15 protein-coding genes and 1 pseudogene are annotated in these 14,694 nt (G+C 35.1%); 4 read left to right on the top strand and 12 right to left on the bottom strand.

The features are described from left to right. The 9 genes and pseudogenes from SGJ10_06295 to SGJ10_06255 all read right to left on the bottom strand — a co-directional run. A partial coding sequence (locus SGJ10_06295; protein ID MDZ4757735.1) for an IS630 family transposase occupies positions 1 to 535 on the bottom strand: 535 nt, incomplete at its 3' end. Beyond that, a complete protein-coding gene (locus SGJ10_06290) occupies positions 502 to 1,050 on the bottom strand; it encodes a helix-turn-helix domain-containing protein (protein ID MDZ4757734.1) in 549 nt (182 codons plus the stop codon). The genes SGJ10_06295 and SGJ10_06290, both read right to left, overlap by 34 nt. A gap of 48 nt (positions 1,051 to 1,098) precedes the next feature. Next, positions 1,099 to 2,574, bottom strand: a complete 1,476-nt coding sequence (locus SGJ10_06285; protein MDZ4757733.1) for a type IIL restriction-modification enzyme MmeI — start codon at positions 2,572 to 2,574, stop codon at positions 1,099 to 1,101. A 40-nt stretch (positions 2,575 to 2,614) separates the two neighbouring features. After that, a pseudogene (locus SGJ10_06280) lies at positions 2,615 to 4,015 on the bottom strand (type IIL restriction-modification enzyme MmeI). A gap of 132 nt (positions 4,016 to 4,147) precedes the next feature. After that, complete coding sequence (locus SGJ10_06275) at positions 4,148 to 4,918, bottom strand: hypothetical protein (protein MDZ4757732.1); 771 nt, start codon at positions 4,916 to 4,918, stop codon at positions 4,148 to 4,150. Positions 4,919 to 4,931: 13 nt separating this feature from the next. Further along, on the bottom strand, positions 4,932 to 5,747 hold the full coding sequence (locus SGJ10_06270; protein MDZ4757731.1) for a hypothetical protein: 816 nt from the start codon (positions 5,745 to 5,747) through the stop codon (positions 4,932 to 4,934). Beyond that, positions 5,744 to 6,136 carry a membrane protein insertion efficiency factor YidD gene (gene yidD / locus SGJ10_06265; GenBank protein ID MDZ4757730.1) on the bottom strand — a complete coding sequence of 131 codons (393 nt, stop codon included), beginning with the start codon at positions 6,134 to 6,136 and terminating at the stop codon, positions 5,744 to 5,746. Before yidD ends, SGJ10_06270 begins: the two co-directional genes overlap by 4 nt. Further along, a complete protein-coding gene (locus SGJ10_06260; GenBank protein ID MDZ4757729.1) occupies positions 6,118 to 7,002 on the bottom strand; it encodes a cytochrome D1 domain-containing protein in 885 nt (294 codons plus the stop codon). The genes yidD and SGJ10_06260 overlap by 19 nt, the downstream gene beginning before the upstream one ends. After that, a complete protein-coding gene (locus SGJ10_06255) occupies positions 7,002 to 8,018 on the bottom strand; it encodes an NAD(P)H-dependent glycerol-3-phosphate dehydrogenase (GenBank protein ID MDZ4757728.1) in 1,017 nt (338 codons plus the stop codon). Before SGJ10_06255 ends, SGJ10_06260 begins: the two co-directional genes overlap by 1 nt. Positions 8,019 to 8,251: 233 nt before the next feature. On the opposite strand from SGJ10_06255, the gene SGJ10_06250 reads away from it, so the two are divergent. Together SGJ10_06250 and SGJ10_06245 are read left to right on the top strand one after the other, a co-directional pair. Next, on the top strand, positions 8,252 to 9,037 hold the full coding sequence (locus tag SGJ10_06250) for a glycosyltransferase family 2 protein (protein ID MDZ4757727.1): 786 nt from the start codon (positions 8,252 to 8,254) through the stop codon (positions 9,035 to 9,037). Further along, positions 9,034 to 10,335 (top strand): glycosyltransferase, encoded by a 1,302-nt coding sequence (locus SGJ10_06245; protein ID MDZ4757726.1) that lies wholly within the window; start codon positions 9,034 to 9,036, stop codon positions 10,333 to 10,335. Before SGJ10_06250 ends, SGJ10_06245 begins: the two co-directional genes overlap by 4 nt. A 285-nt stretch (positions 10,336 to 10,620) precedes the next feature. Here the strand turns inward: SGJ10_06245 and SGJ10_06240 are convergent, their stop codons facing one another. The 3 genes from SGJ10_06240 to SGJ10_06230 all read right to left on the bottom strand — a co-directional run bounded on the left by SGJ10_06240 (position 10,621) and on the right by SGJ10_06230 (position 13,573). Beyond that, entirely contained in the window at positions 10,621 to 11,256 is a 636-nt protein-coding gene (locus SGJ10_06240) for a T9SS type A sorting domain-containing protein (GenBank protein ID MDZ4757725.1), read from the bottom strand. Positions 11,257 to 11,361: 105 nt separating this feature from the next. Next, positions 11,362 to 11,565 carry a hypothetical protein gene (locus SGJ10_06235; GenBank protein ID MDZ4757724.1) on the bottom strand — a complete coding sequence of 68 codons (204 nt, stop codon included), beginning with the start codon at positions 11,563 to 11,565 and terminating at the stop codon, positions 11,362 to 11,364. An 82-nt stretch (positions 11,566 to 11,647) separates the two neighbouring features. Beyond that, the gene (locus SGJ10_06230; GenBank protein ID MDZ4757723.1) at positions 11,648 to 13,573 is read right to left on the bottom strand and encodes a M1 family aminopeptidase; all 1,926 of its coding nucleotides are present in this window, start codon (positions 13,571 to 13,573) and stop codon (positions 11,648 to 11,650) included. 98 nt (positions 13,574 to 13,671) lie between these two features. Here SGJ10_06230 and SGJ10_06225 point away from each other — a divergent pair, with 98 nt between their 5' ends. Continuing rightward, the gene (locus SGJ10_06225; protein MDZ4757722.1) at positions 13,672 to 13,896 is read left to right on the top strand and encodes a hypothetical protein; all 225 of its coding nucleotides are present in this window, start codon (positions 13,672 to 13,674) and stop codon (positions 13,894 to 13,896) included. Between the two features lie 198 nt (positions 13,897 to 14,094). Then, on the top strand, positions 14,095 to 14,490 hold the full coding sequence (locus SGJ10_06220; protein MDZ4757721.1) for a hypothetical protein: 396 nt from the start codon (positions 14,095 to 14,097) through the stop codon (positions 14,488 to 14,490). Positions 14,491 to 14,694: the final 204 nt, after the last annotated feature.

The raw sequence follows: 14,694 nt of genomic DNA, 5'->3' as shown, positions 1-14,694 counted from the left end.
AATCGCAAGAAAAAAGATACTCAAAACCACAAATACTTTTAATTTCGCTTTTGGTTAAAATATTAACCTCATTAGTAATGAACTCGCTAACATTATCAAGTGTTTTATGAAGTTTTCCTGTAAAAGCTCTTTTCATCTTCCACCATATTTTTTCTGATGGATTTAGTTCAGGGGAGTATGGGGGGATAAAGAGTAAAATAATGTTTTCGGGTATAACTAATCGTTCCGCTTTATGGAAGGCTCCATTATCAAGCAGTATAATTTTTAATTCAGTGGGATTTAATTCAGAGAATTTTTCTAAAAATACTTGAAAGGTTTCAGTATTACAATATGGCATTTCCAATTCAAAATGTTCACCTGTTATGGGAGAGAATGCACCAAATAAATACAGCGATTTAAAGACCTGCTGAAAATTAGAAACAGGCTTAACACCCTTTGCTGTTAAGCCTCTTCCATTTCTTGTAAACAACCCAAAACGGCTCTCATCTTGGCAATACAAATTTACTGTTTGATTTTCTTTTTTGTTTTCTGCGATAATTTTTTTGCAGATCTGATCGAAGTTTTTTTAAAGGCCTCAACAGCTTCTATGTCTTTTTTTACATGAACTTTTCTTGCTACTTTTATTTTAGCTTTAAATTTTCTTACAACAAATCCATGAAATGTCTTATAATTTATATCAGTATCAAATGCCTTGTTAAACCAATCTAATAGTTCAACAAATCCAACAATGCCGTTACTTGGATCGTGTAATTTTTTTTCTAAAGCCTGTGCTTGATTGCCAATAATTAGACTTGGCTTGTACCCAGTATTGGAATGTAGTTTTAGTTGTTCAACTCCTCCGGATATATAAGCAGATCGCCATGTTTGAATACTATTATGATTGACACCAATCTCATCAGCAACCTCCCGCTTTGATATGCCAGTCTTCTCATATCGTTTAAAAATAAGCAAAGCTCGAAACCGCTTGCTTATTATAGGCGTGCTGGACTTTATCAAATTTTTAATCTCATTTTCGCTTTCCTTTATAGTAAATAGTTTAGGTGATGACATGTCTTTTTTTTTACAAAGATAGCCTATTATATTTTAGTCCAATATAATTTAAAAAAAGTTATGAACATTTTGGACTAAAACGTAATAGGTAATGGTATTCTTCTTTACTTTCACTTTAGTAAATAAATCTGCCGTATATTTTTCGTACAGTTCAAATAGGAAGACTATTCTGTTTGCTTCGCTTGTAAACGGTTGCGGTCTGTAAGCTAAGTCTACCGCTTTGTCCAGTTCATTATGGGCTTTTACCAATGCTAGCGGCATTGTTAAAGGGTCATATAAATCAGCAAGAGAACTTTTAGGAAATTCTAATCTTGCATCCAATACTTTTTGTGCTGCTTTCTCAATCACTTTTACTTGCCTGTCGCCTGGGTAAAAAGGCCAAGGAAAATTGTTGTATACAATAGTGTTTGAATAGCTATATCTACTTTCTAATCTCCCACATGTAGCTCTCATCCATGCCATGTGCATTGTAGAGGTTAGAATACCAAAATGAAACAAGGTAGTATTGGGAACAACAAACGTCTTATCTGAAACAATATAATCTTTGGTTAAATACGCTATCGGTATATATCTTCGATTTTCTGATGAAACTTTTGGGATAACAAGAAAATCACTTTCTGGCTGTCTTTCCTCAGCAAATAAAAATGGTAGCTCTGCCATCTTTTTTGTTCCACCTCTTGTGCTTTTTTCTCTGAATTCTTTAACCTTTTTAAATCTTTCTTGAAACTCTTTTGTACTCCTTATATTTGATGGGGTTGCATTTTTTAACCAGATGCACCATCTAACTATATTGTTAATAATATCATCACCACTAATAAAGCGACTTAGATATTTTTCTATTGATTGGTTCTGGCTTACAAGCTCTTTTTTCTCATCATCTTTTAAAATCAAAAACCCTCCATCTCTTGCCGCACTTCCAGATTGCATTTTGGGAACATGACATATTGGTTGTGCGAGTGACAATAAAACAATGTCTTTCCCTTCAACTAAATAAGGATTGATATTTTTTACTTTTATAGCTTGCGGTTCACCTTTTATGCGTTCATACTCATAAATAGTTTTGTTTGCGACATCATAATTTGCAAAGCCAATAATAACCACATGTACCGCCGCATTCCCCTTTGCTTCATTTCTCCAACTAAAAGTGCGATGGGCAAAATGAATTTTTACTTTATATAAATTGTACAGAATTGTCCATAAAATACCAGGTTGTTCGCCTTGTGTTATAGAATTGGTTGATACAAATGCAACCTTGGTTTTAGTATTCATTATTAATTGGGCAGCTTTTTTATACCAAGCAGCAACATAATCTAACATCCCATAACTTTTGAGACCAGAAAAAATTAAATCCATGTCTCTTTTTTGTGCTTCGTTTTGATATGCACTTCCAATAAAAGGGGGGTTTCCTATAATATAGTCAAATGTATTTTTAAAAATAATTTTCTCTGTTTTAAACTTTCTCTCATCAATAATTGTTAGGTTCTTTGTTCTAACATTTACTTTGATAATTTGCAGATGGTTCATTTATTATTAAGGTTGTGTTATCCGTCTCAAATGTTATGGTTTGCTTTTCTAACAAATCTCGCCATTCCATTTGCAATGCATTTTCGTTAACAATCTTTGCGGCTTTCTTCAATGGCAACCGAACAAAGTATTGTCCAAATTCATTGCTTATTTGCATGTTCATTTGGTGGTCTATAAGCCACATTGCAACCTCCGCAATTCTTGCAGGGAATTCTTCATACTCTATTCCATGCATCATATCTACATCAAGCCAAATAATACTTTCAATACTTGTTGCCATTTGGCTTCTGTATTGTTGCCTCAAAATTTCTAGTTCAAGCAACCGCAATTCTCTGTATGTGATCACTAAGAAGTTTCCGCAGCCACAAGCAGGGTCAAGAAATTTGAGTATGCTTAACTTTTTATGAAATTCAGACAGTTTGTTTTTATTACCTTTTATATTTTCAAACTCCTCCCACAGTTCATCTAAAAATAGCGGTTTAATCAGTTTTAATATATTTGTTTCACTAGTATAGTGTGCTCCAAGGTTTCTTCTTTCCTTAGGGTTCATCACACTCTGGAACATCGAGCCAAAAATAGAGGGCGATATTTTACTCCAATCCAAATAGCAACAATCTAATAATGATTGTCTCATTTTGCTATCAAAACTTGCAGTTGATAAATTTTCTTCAAACAACTTTCCGTTCACATAAGGAAAGTCTGCAAGTTGTTCATCTTGGTTTTTAAATCTCTTTTCTGATGGGGTGTTTAGTACTTGAAACAATTCCTGCATTCTAGAAGCAAGGTCACTTCCATCCTCACTTGTTCTTTGTTCTATATATTCTTGAAATTGTTGCTTATTAAATATAGTAGTATCTTCTGCAAATAAGCAAAAAAGTATGCGAACCAAGTATACTTCCAGTGGGTGTCCAGTATATCCTATTTCTTCTAGCCTATCATGAAACCTACCCATCAATTCCGCCGCTCTTATATTTGCGGGATCTTGTTCTTTATATACCTTTTTTTGATAGCCTATTATATATCCAAAGTGCTGAACATTATTTACTAATTCCTTTAGTTTAAATTCTATTATTTTACCTTCTTCAAGGTCGTATAGTCTAAATTTTTCGAAGTCAGAAGTAAGAATGTATTTTGGTAGTTCGTATTGTTTAAGTCCGTGTAAATAATCTTTTGCTTTCTTATATGCTTTGTCAAGGTTTTTACCCCCGCTTTTCATTTCTATTAATATAGTTCCCTTCCATAGCAAGTCTATATAGCCATCTTTATCATCAAGTTTTTTTACTCGGTGTTCAAAGGTCGAAACACGTTTACTACTAATTCCAAACACATTAAAAAACTCAATCAAAAATGGTTTCGCATCTGCTTCCTCAATGCTTGTGTCAGCCCATTCTTTGGAGAAACATAATGCCCTTTCTTTTATTTCATTCCAGCTCAGTGCCATAGTGTTTTAATTTTAAGTCATATATAAATAACTTAGTTTTAATCTATAATGGCAAATATCTTCAATATAAACGTATAAATCTTCCACAATTTATCTTTTTATTTCCCACAATTCAATTTATACTTTTTAACCTCATACCCCCTTCAACAAATACCCATTCACTTCCAACAACAACTTCCTTGCTTTTTCATTTTTGTATTTATAGGTAATATCTTTTGCATGCACTGCCCCTCCTCGGTAATACCGCACCCACCAAGGCAATACACCCATTACCATTTCGAGCCAAGAGTAACGTTTTACAGTACGCACCATTGCATATACAAATAGAGAATTTATTGCTAATGAGTTTAGAGCATTTTTGATATCATGTCCATAGGCTTGGCCCAGGCCGGGTATAAACAAACTCATAATGAGTGCTTTTTGTGGAGATATTTTATCAATATGATGTACTTTCTTTTCTAAAGTATGATAATATACTGAATCGGGCAGGAGTGTTTTTAAATAATATAAAGAGGAATCATAAACTTTGAGAGACCATAAATCCACAAACATATAATAGTTATAATTGTATGATGTTTTGTTTTTGGATTTTTTTAGATACTTCATTGAGGTCTCATATTTATGAATAAAATAGGCTGAACCTGCCATCTTTATTAGCATCTCGTCGTTTATACTATCGATATACGACAGTTCATATCCCTTGGTATAATATATATCTGCCAATTCAAATTTAGATTGAAAAAACAAAGTATCACCCAATACAAAACAATCTTTGTTTGACAATAAATCGGGTTTGAAAAATACGGCACGGTCAATTAAAGAAAGACCAGTATCTGTTTGTTGTTTTAATACATACTCCCACCCTGCAGCATAAGTTTCCTCAGCAGTTTGTCCTTTTGCCATAATAGCAAAACAACTAAAGCAGATTAAAAGAAAGCATTTCAACTTTTTTCTTATAATATATTTTTTGGCCCGAATTATATTTCTTGGCCGATTTCCATGAACCATATATATTTCCCAAGTACATGCCAGCACCTACAGCACCATATATCCACCCATAAGCACTTTTCACCCCTTGTAAGTGAAATCCTCGATATGCTTGAAATGCCAAAGTGCCTACTGTTATAAATGCCACAATACCATCATGCTTTTGTTTCGTATATATTTTCCCCCAACCTGGAATAATCGTTGACATCAATGCCGCTTTTAAGGGACTTTTAGGGCGTGTCTTCATTAAAGATTCATAATAATTTTCGGTGGCCGATAAATTACTATATACCTGTTCGTTCTTCTTTAACCATTTATAATAATGGGAATAATCCAGTTCATTACATTTATATTCCATTCCCCATACTAATAGTAAAGAATCGTTCTTTGCATATTTGTTTCTCATAAACGAATCGGCCTGCTGGTATTGGCTTGCATAACGGCAATGGTTCAAAAAAAGCAAACTGGTATTCTTTGAAAAATATTGCGGTGTAATTGTTTTGCACAAGCTTATACCTTGTCTATATTTTTTCAAACGCAGATAATTGGCAGCAATTAATTCTTTTAAGGTATCATTCTGGGGTTTGGTTTTTAAACAAGTTAGGTATTCTGCGGTTGCTTTTTTATAATCATATACCTGTTGCAAATGGTCGGCATACCTGCGTGAATTAGTTTCATCAAATATATTTTGTGCAGAAATGATATTCACACAAAAAAAGAAAGAAAGTATATATATAATTCTCAAGGTAAATCTATATAGCAATCATTTTCTTCATCATATTCATAGGCATCGTGGTTGCCATTGCAGCGTGTAAGCCTGTCAAAAGTATCCAACAACCCAAGCACAAAGAAATGTTTTTTCACGCTCATCATTCCATATTCTGAGCAGGTTGGATAGAAATTACACTTATTCCCATCCTGCGTTGAAATTAAATACTTGTAGGATAAAAACAATCCTGAAAAAACAAGTTGTACAGGATTTTTATTTTTTTTGGCAGATGCGTATTTGACTTTAGCGAGCTTTTCTTTTTGTAGTTTATCATTCACCATAGCCATCTTCCTTGTATCCTGACCATATAGTTTGGCTGACAAAAAGAACATCAAAAATATAAAAACTAATTTTCTATTTGCCATAATGCTGCAGTTTTATCATCGCTCACACTCAAAATTTGTTGTTGATTGACCCATATTATTTTATTCACCGACGACAGGTGTAATCCATATTTAGGGGCATCAATTACTTTCAATAGCTCCATACTATTTCTATCCCATATTTTAATACTTTTGTCCATAGAGGAAGTAGCTAAAAGTTTTTCATCGGGAGATAATTCTATGGAATGTATATGTAAAGTATGTGCAGGGATTTTTGAAATGAGTTTCTGTTCCATCCTATCATAACTAACCAACAGTGCATCGCGACCACCACTATATATATAATTACCATCAGACGAAAACTTCACCGCAAAAACTGTTTGAATTTGTTCAGTGAATTCACTTACCATTTTTCCGGTATTCATATCCAAAATTCTAACCTGTCCTTCACCAGTGCCCAATGCCAGTAGCTCATTCCAAATATCTATACCTCTCAAACTTTTACTCGATACCTGAATTTTTTGTATAATATGATAATCGGCTAATGCCAATATATATAATATACCATCACCGCCTGTTATATATAATTTCTCACCCACAATTTTGATACTGAAAATACCTTTATTCTCGAGCACAATGAAATTAATTTCTTTGTTTTCTTTAAGGTCAATTACATGCATATTGCCATGGGCAGTGCCAATAAACATCAATTCCTTTTCAGCAAATATCGTGATGCAATATATAGGTGCATTGGTTTGTGCAATCACTTCACCCATATCGCCTTTTTCCATATCCCATGCTACCACATAGCCATCGCCACCACCTGTATAAAAGTGTTGGCCACGCGTTTCCAAAGCATATATATTTTGCTTATGTCCTGAATATTTCTGCTTGAGTTCGACTTGCATCAGTATAGGCGTTCGGTAAGTTTTTTCATTACGTCTGCTGTATCACCGTGCATATATAATACCTCATAAACGGCATCCAAAATAGGTAAATCTACCTGATGTATTTTGTTTATTTCGAACATACAACCTGTGGCATAATATCCTTCGGCTATCATATTCATTTCAGCCTTTGCCGCAGTAACTGTATATCCTTTTCCAATCAAGTTTCCAAACATTCTATTACGACTAAAACTGCTATAACCCGTGGCCAATAAATCTCCCAGATATGCCGCATCTTCTATATCACGCTCGATAGGCGAAACTTTTGATACAAATTTTTTCATTTCTTTTAAGGCATTGGTAATAAAAAACGCATGGAAATTATCACCATATCCCAAGCCATGATATATACCCGCAGCCAATGCAAAAACATTTTTTAGCACTGCTGCATATTCCGCACCTTTTAAGTCGTTAGTAATGGTTGTATTTATATAATGATTGGAAAATGTTTGGCTCATGGTCTTTGCCAAATCGATGGGCGAAGAAGCAAAAGTGAGGTACGTGAGTTTCTCCAAAGCAATCTCCTCGGCATGACTTGGCCCAGTTATCATACATATATTTTCGTAAGGAACCAGAAACTTCGTAAATAAATAATCGGCAATAATTTCATTTGTTTCGGGAACCAAGCCTTTCACCACGGTAATTATTTTTTTTCCAACAAAGTCGGCAGGCTTTAAATTCTGTAAAGCGGTGTTTACAAAAGCCGAAGGAACGCCAATAAGCACCCAATCGGATGGTGCGATGCAGGCTTTTAAGTCGCTATCAAGTATCAGGCTGTCAGTGTGTAGCTCGACCGAACTTAGATAATTGGGGTTGTGTTTAAACTTGCTGATATGCTCCAATACCTGCGGCCTGCGGACGTACCAATGCAGGTTGCCAATATCGCCAATGCCCGCCTGCTTGTTATCCGACAGTATTTTCACGATGCCAGTACTGTAGCTTCCGCTGCCAATTATTGCAATATTTGTTTTATCCATCAGTTCGGCAAATTTCTATGATAATCACCTAAAAAGAAATTTTATTTTCGCCGAAACACGTTCACCGCAACGAATGAGGATAATTATTTAAAAAAGATCAAATGCTTTCGGAACGAAAGCATTCGGAATCAAATATAAGAGATAGAAAATGAATTAGTTATACTATAAGTTTTTTTCTATCTCTTGATTTGGATAAATTCTACCTTTTTTCATAGATTTTTGTACGCTCATATATGAACCCATCCATCACGCTTATCACCGTAACCTACAATGCTGAAAAGATACTGGTCGAAACACTGCAGAGTGCTGCTGACCAATCTTTCAAAGGATTTGAGCATTGGGTAATTGATGGGGGTTCCAAAGATGCGACAATGGATGTGGTGAAGAAATTTCCCCATGTAAAATTTATTTCTGAAAAAGACCAAGGAATTTATGATGCAATGAATAAAGGTATTGAAAGAGCCGAAGGTGAGTTTGTCTATTTTTTAAATGCTGGCGATTGTTTGTTCAACGAAAATATACTTTCGGATATTGACAGTTATATCCAACAAGAGAAATATGATATGATTTATGGAGATGTGTTTTTTAAGAACCATCCCAGCGGTGTGGATTTTGTGCAGGGTAGAAAAGTAAGTTTTACAGATTATTATTTCTCGATCGCACTTTGTCACCAAGCAGCATTTATCAAAAAAGAATTATTTAACAAATTGGGATTATATAGATTGGAATATAAAATTCTCGCCGACCAAGAATGGTTTGTCAACTATTTTAAAAGTTGTGACCATTCATTATATATTCCACAAACTGTGGCATCTTATGAAACCGTTGGCATGAGCCATAAGCAGCGTTTTAGAAATATGATAGAAAATAATCAAATAGCTAAATTTTATTTTCCTACTTATATATATATATTGAGAATGATACGCCATCCATTCTTATGGACCAAAGTTTGGCTATTGAGTAAAATGAATGAAACAAAATTATATCATTGGTACCGCAAATTATTTTTTAACAAGTGAAGAAAGTATTATATATTACTTATTATTGGGAACCTTGTGGAGGCATAGGCCCACTGCGGAGTTTGAAGTTTGCCAAATACTTTAAGCAATGCAATTGGGAACCTGTTATCTATGCTCCAGAGAATGCAGCGTATCCATTATTTGATGAGAAAGCGGACCATAAGCTGCCAAAAGATATAACAATTATCAAGAAAAATATATTTGAGCCCTATGCGTTTTTTAATATGATTACTGGCAACAAACGCAAAGAAGTAGTGAAAGATGTTTTTGCAGTGAGCGATGGCAAAGAGCCATGGACAAAGCAACTCGGAATTTGGGTAAGAGGTAATTTCTTTGTGCCTGATGCCCGTAAATTTTGGATAAAACCATCTATTAAATATTTAAAAAAATATATAATAGAAAATAAAATTGATGCGATTATTTCGCATGGACCACCACATTCTACACACTTAATTGCATTGGCCTTGAAAAAACATTTTGGTATTCCCTGGATTGCGGATTTTCAAGACCCTTGGACACAAGTAGATTATTTTCACAAATTCAAATTGGGCAAACGTGCAGAAGACCTGCACCACAGGCAAGAAGCAGAGGTAATGAAACATGCCGACAAGTTGGTAATTGTGAGTCGCTCGTGGACCCAAGATATGGGTGAGCTAGCCCAACGAAAAGTAGAATATATACCTTGGGGTTTCGATCCACAAGATTTTAGTGATTTGAAACCCTATCATAAATCTGATAAATTTATATTGAGTCATTTTGGTACTTTTGGTAGCGATCGTAACCCGACAGAATTATGGGAAGCCATGGGAAAATTTGCTGCAGAAAACCCTGAATTCGCTAAGAAATTAGAAATACAATTGGCTGGAAGTATTGATATATCTATCGTAAATGCAATTGAAAAAAATGGACTTAAAAATAATTTAAACAATCTCGGATTTCTCAACCGTAAAGATGCTTTACAACGTATGGGAAATTCTGATATATTACTACTAACCTTGAACAGAGCCGATAATGTAAATGGACGTATTCCTGCAAAAATATTTGAATATTTGGCTTGTAAACGTCCTGTATTGGTAATAGGTCCGCATACTGCCGATGTGCCAAATATTGTAGCAGAATGTAAAGCTGGACTTACTGCAGAATTTAACAATGTGGATGAGGCCTACGCTGCAATTAAATATATGTTTGATGATTATATAAATGATTCACATCAATTCAAATTTGAAAATATAGAACAATATCATGCTGATAAGATTACGCAGCAAATGGCGGATTTGTTGGATGAGATCGCGGGATAGTATGTGGTCGGTGCTTCGCCGCGGCAGATGACCGTCATTCTGTTCGCCGCGGCGAATCGTCAAGAGGATAATTATTATATGTGCAAATTCTTAAAAGACGAGACGAAGAATCTCATGAATCGGAGACATATTCTCGCATCAGGTCAACGATTCGCCTTGGCGAACCGCTTCGGGCGAAGAATCTCATGAATCGGAGACGAAATAGTATATCATGCCGCCCGAGTGGAGTTTTGAGTTTCCGAACTCAAATAATGGTGCTATTTATACCGCAATTCGTATATTATACTAATGCATAATTACTAATCTGTCTGAAGTTGAAATCCCATCGCAGCTTAACATTACGAAATATACGCCTTCGCTTAAATTAGCTGTTTCAATATTAATACTATAATCTCCTGCTGAGTGTTTTTGATTTAGTATATTTTTAACTAATTTACCTTGGGCATCATATATGGCTATCTGTATTTGCTTCGCTTCTTTGAGAGAATAATTTAATATGCAAAACTGTCCAGCTGGATTAGGTATCAATTTTAATGGATATTTCTCTGTCGCTCTATTATAATTATTACTTGTAGTCGGTTCACTTAAGCCAGTATTTACATTCTTAGACGATAACACCACCACTTTATGGAACTTTAAATCATCGATTATTACTCTATCGCCTGGTAAATGGTAACTACCTGGTTCACAATTTGCAGACCATATTTTAATGGTGCAATAGTCCGGGGTATCATTAGTAGGGAAATCAATAGGCACTACCATTAAATATGGGTAGCAGAAGGAATTAGTATCCTTATTCGTGTTATAATACATGGACTCGGATATGGTTTTATTATATGATATCTTTTTATTGTTTTTTTCAAAAATAATCTCTACATAATGGTATTCAGAATTGCCATAATGATCAAAAAAAACTTGCATAGTAAATGTCTTTGGCCTCTCAGTATAGGGGAATTTTTGATATAAATAAGTCGGGTCGCCTGAAGAACTTTTTGTTACATCTACAGAGTAATTGCCTTCAAAAGGTTAAAAAATATTTTTATTATATTTTTCTAACCAAATATTTGTACTATCACTAAGTTTCCAAAAATTAGTATGCATGTGCGTGATATTGCCTGCATCAGTGTAATAAATGCTTTGCTCAAAATTTGCATTGGGTATTGTGTCTTGAGCATTTGAATTAAACGTTAAGCTGCTAAATATTATTATTAATAAAGTACTATTTTTCATGATCTATATACAATTTAATGTCAATTCACAAATGTAATACGCTGATTCCAAACAACAAAATAATTTTTTTTGCTCAATATTCCTACAAAACCACAAATTTCTCACTAAACCTTTGCCCATTTTGGTTTACCGCCGTTATTATATATTCTCCCGATGAAAATGTTGATATATCTGCTTCATAAAAATTAGAAGGATTACCTGTGGTGCTCCAATCCATGACTAGCTTGCCATGGTTGTCGGTTATATATATACTTTTTATAGTATTGGGATATAATAGTTTGATCTGTAATTTGTCTTTTGCGGGGTTTGGGAATAACAATAATACTTCGCCTTTTCCTGTTAAGTTTGTTGTGTTTTTTAATGTGGCAGAACCCAACCAATTATAATAAGGATTATATATTATAGTATCTGCATCGAAGGGAGGTTTGAGGGTGAAATGTTCTTTATTTTGTTGTGGGTATAATTTAAAATCATAAAACTGAACTCCATTCTTGCATTGTAATTCCACAGGGATATGGAAAAAACTAACCGTGCTACTGGATGGATTTTGTTCTATATCAATGCTCAACTCGCCTGATGGCAGGCGTTCCCACAAGATATTGAAAATAGGAAAACCTTCGCCATAATACCATTCGGAGAAAAATGTATCGAGTTTTTTGCCTGTAGTTTTTTCACATTCATCAATAAAATTTGTGGTTACTGCATAGTTTCCTCCGCGGTTATTCAAATGATTTCTGCAAGCCAAAAAGAACAAGGAATCACCCAGTGTTTGACGCAACATGTGCAATACCATCGCACCTTTACTATATACCAATCGGCTATCAAATATTTTATACGCATTGCTAGTGTCTTTGCATAGCACTGAACCATCGGGCAACAGCATCACACCATCAGAAACCTGAGCTTTCCAATTGGTAAAATCCTGTTGTGTTTTTAAGAATTCATAGGTAAGTCCGTTGAGGTAAGTAGCGAATGCTTCATTGAGCCAAATATCCTGCCAACTGCCGCAGGTAACCCAGTCGCCAAACCATTGGTGGGCAAGTTCGTGGGCTTCCAAATCCCAATTAAATTTACCCATAAAACTCATAGTTTGGTGTTCCATTCCACCGCCCCAACCAAACTCGGCATGTCCATATTTTTCTTTTTTGAATGGATAGTCAATAAATAATTTACTAAAGAGTTCTATAAAACTTACCACATCCTTTGTATTCGTTATGGCACTCTGCAAACTTTCAGGAAACACATAATTTAATATCTCAACACTGTCGTTTTTTAAATGAGCCCAATTACTATATATATCATATTGCCCTACGGCAACTGCCACCAAATAGGCAGCAATGGTATAACGGTGTCGCCAATGTCTTGTAATAAATGTATCTTGTGTGCTTGAATCAACCAATAACCCATTTGAGGCAACATTATATGTTTTGCCAGTAGTTACTGATACATCAAGGGAGTCAGCTTTATCATTCAAAGTGTTTTTGCAAGGCCACCAATCGCTTGCCCCATAAGGTTGCGAGAGGGTCCATAGCATTTTACCTGTTTTATTCTTACCTATTCCAAACGATCCGAATCCAGTTCCACTCGGCCTTCCATGATAGTATATAGTTATAGTTTCTGAGCTTCCTTTCGGTAATGAACTTGCTAAATTTATATATATAACATCAGCTAAATGAATATATTTTTCTTTGCCTTTGCTTGAGAAAAGTGAGTCGACAATTAGCTTGCTGCTCAAATCAATTTCCAAGGACGATGCATTGCTCAATACTTTAAGAGATACCGCATTACTGCCCTGCACATATTGTGTATCGGGATTCAATAATAAATTCAAATTGTAATGATGCACATGATAATTGGCCGTAAATGACCGTGGCTTGGCAAGTGGTTTTTTAAGATGATATTCCAGCTCTTGTTTGGCAATGGATTCTTGCTCAAAAATTTGGGCATCTGCTTGCTTCGCAAGTAAGAGACCTATTCCTAAAACTATATAAAAAAAACGTGAACGCATCAATAAGCAAAAGTACTATGGGAACAGGGATAAAAAAGACAGAATAAAATTATTTTTTTGTAAAAGAAATTTAATATATTTGTGGTTCATAAAAGTATATGGAACAATTAAAGTATTATATAGAAAAATCAGCCTTCAAAATGTTTAGCTTTCTTGGCGACACCATGGGTATTGAGAGCCGCAGGGTGCGGATGTTTTTTATATATACCAGTTTTATCGCTATAGGGTCACCCTTTGTGGTGGCTGGCATGGTGGTCGATTTTTGGCGAAACATGACACGCTATATCCGCCGCCGCCGCCGCAATAGGCTTTGGGATTTGTAGTCCTGTGCCGTCATTCTGATCCCGACTTATCGGGATTCAATTCGAAGAATCTTATAGTAGCAAGCACTAAATCCTACTTCTTAGTTCATAAACATCGCAATTAAATCATGCGTCAGCAACCCCCATTCCCCGCGGCGAACCATATCCAAAATCCTATGTCCTATATCCAAAATCCCTCCCCTATCTTTGCCCTCGCAAATGATATTTTACAAACAGCTACAAACTTGGTTCATACTAGTGGTATTCAGCTTCTGCCAAATACCTGCAGGTTTGTGGCACGAGCATGAGTTTGAAGTTTGTGTGAACCCAACTCATATTCACGATGAGCCCGAGCATGCTTGTATGGTAGCCACCTTATTGCCTGGAAATCTAACACAATCAATCTGTGGACATAGTCAGCATATTACTACCGAGAAAGAACACTGCAAATTATGCAAATTTGAAACAGCAAAATATCTGGAAAGTGCAACACTTCCATTTCAAAAAGATATTATAACATTACTTGCTCCTAAGCAAATTATATATATAGCTTCGCACCAAGAATTTTTGTTGCGTGCTGCCAATAAAGGGCCACCTGTTTTTGGTTTTTGTTAATATTATAGTTTTTTTACTATTGATTAACCCATTTTATTTCTTTTAACATCATTCATTACCGTCATTCTGAGTCAGCATCAACGTCATTCTGAGTCTCGTCAAACGATAATTTCTAATATTTAGAAATACTTTATAAACGAGACGAAGAATCTGTTCATAGGGAGCGGGTTTCGACTACGATCCAACAGATTCTTCGTATTGAAA

Source organism: Bacteroidota bacterium (assembly GCA_034439655.1).
Taxonomy (GTDB): Bacteria; Bacteroidota; Bacteroidia; order UKL13-3; family UKL13-3; genus CANJUD01.
Note: the sequence above shows the minus strand (reverse complement) of the source record. Positions and strands in the feature narration are given on the sequence as shown.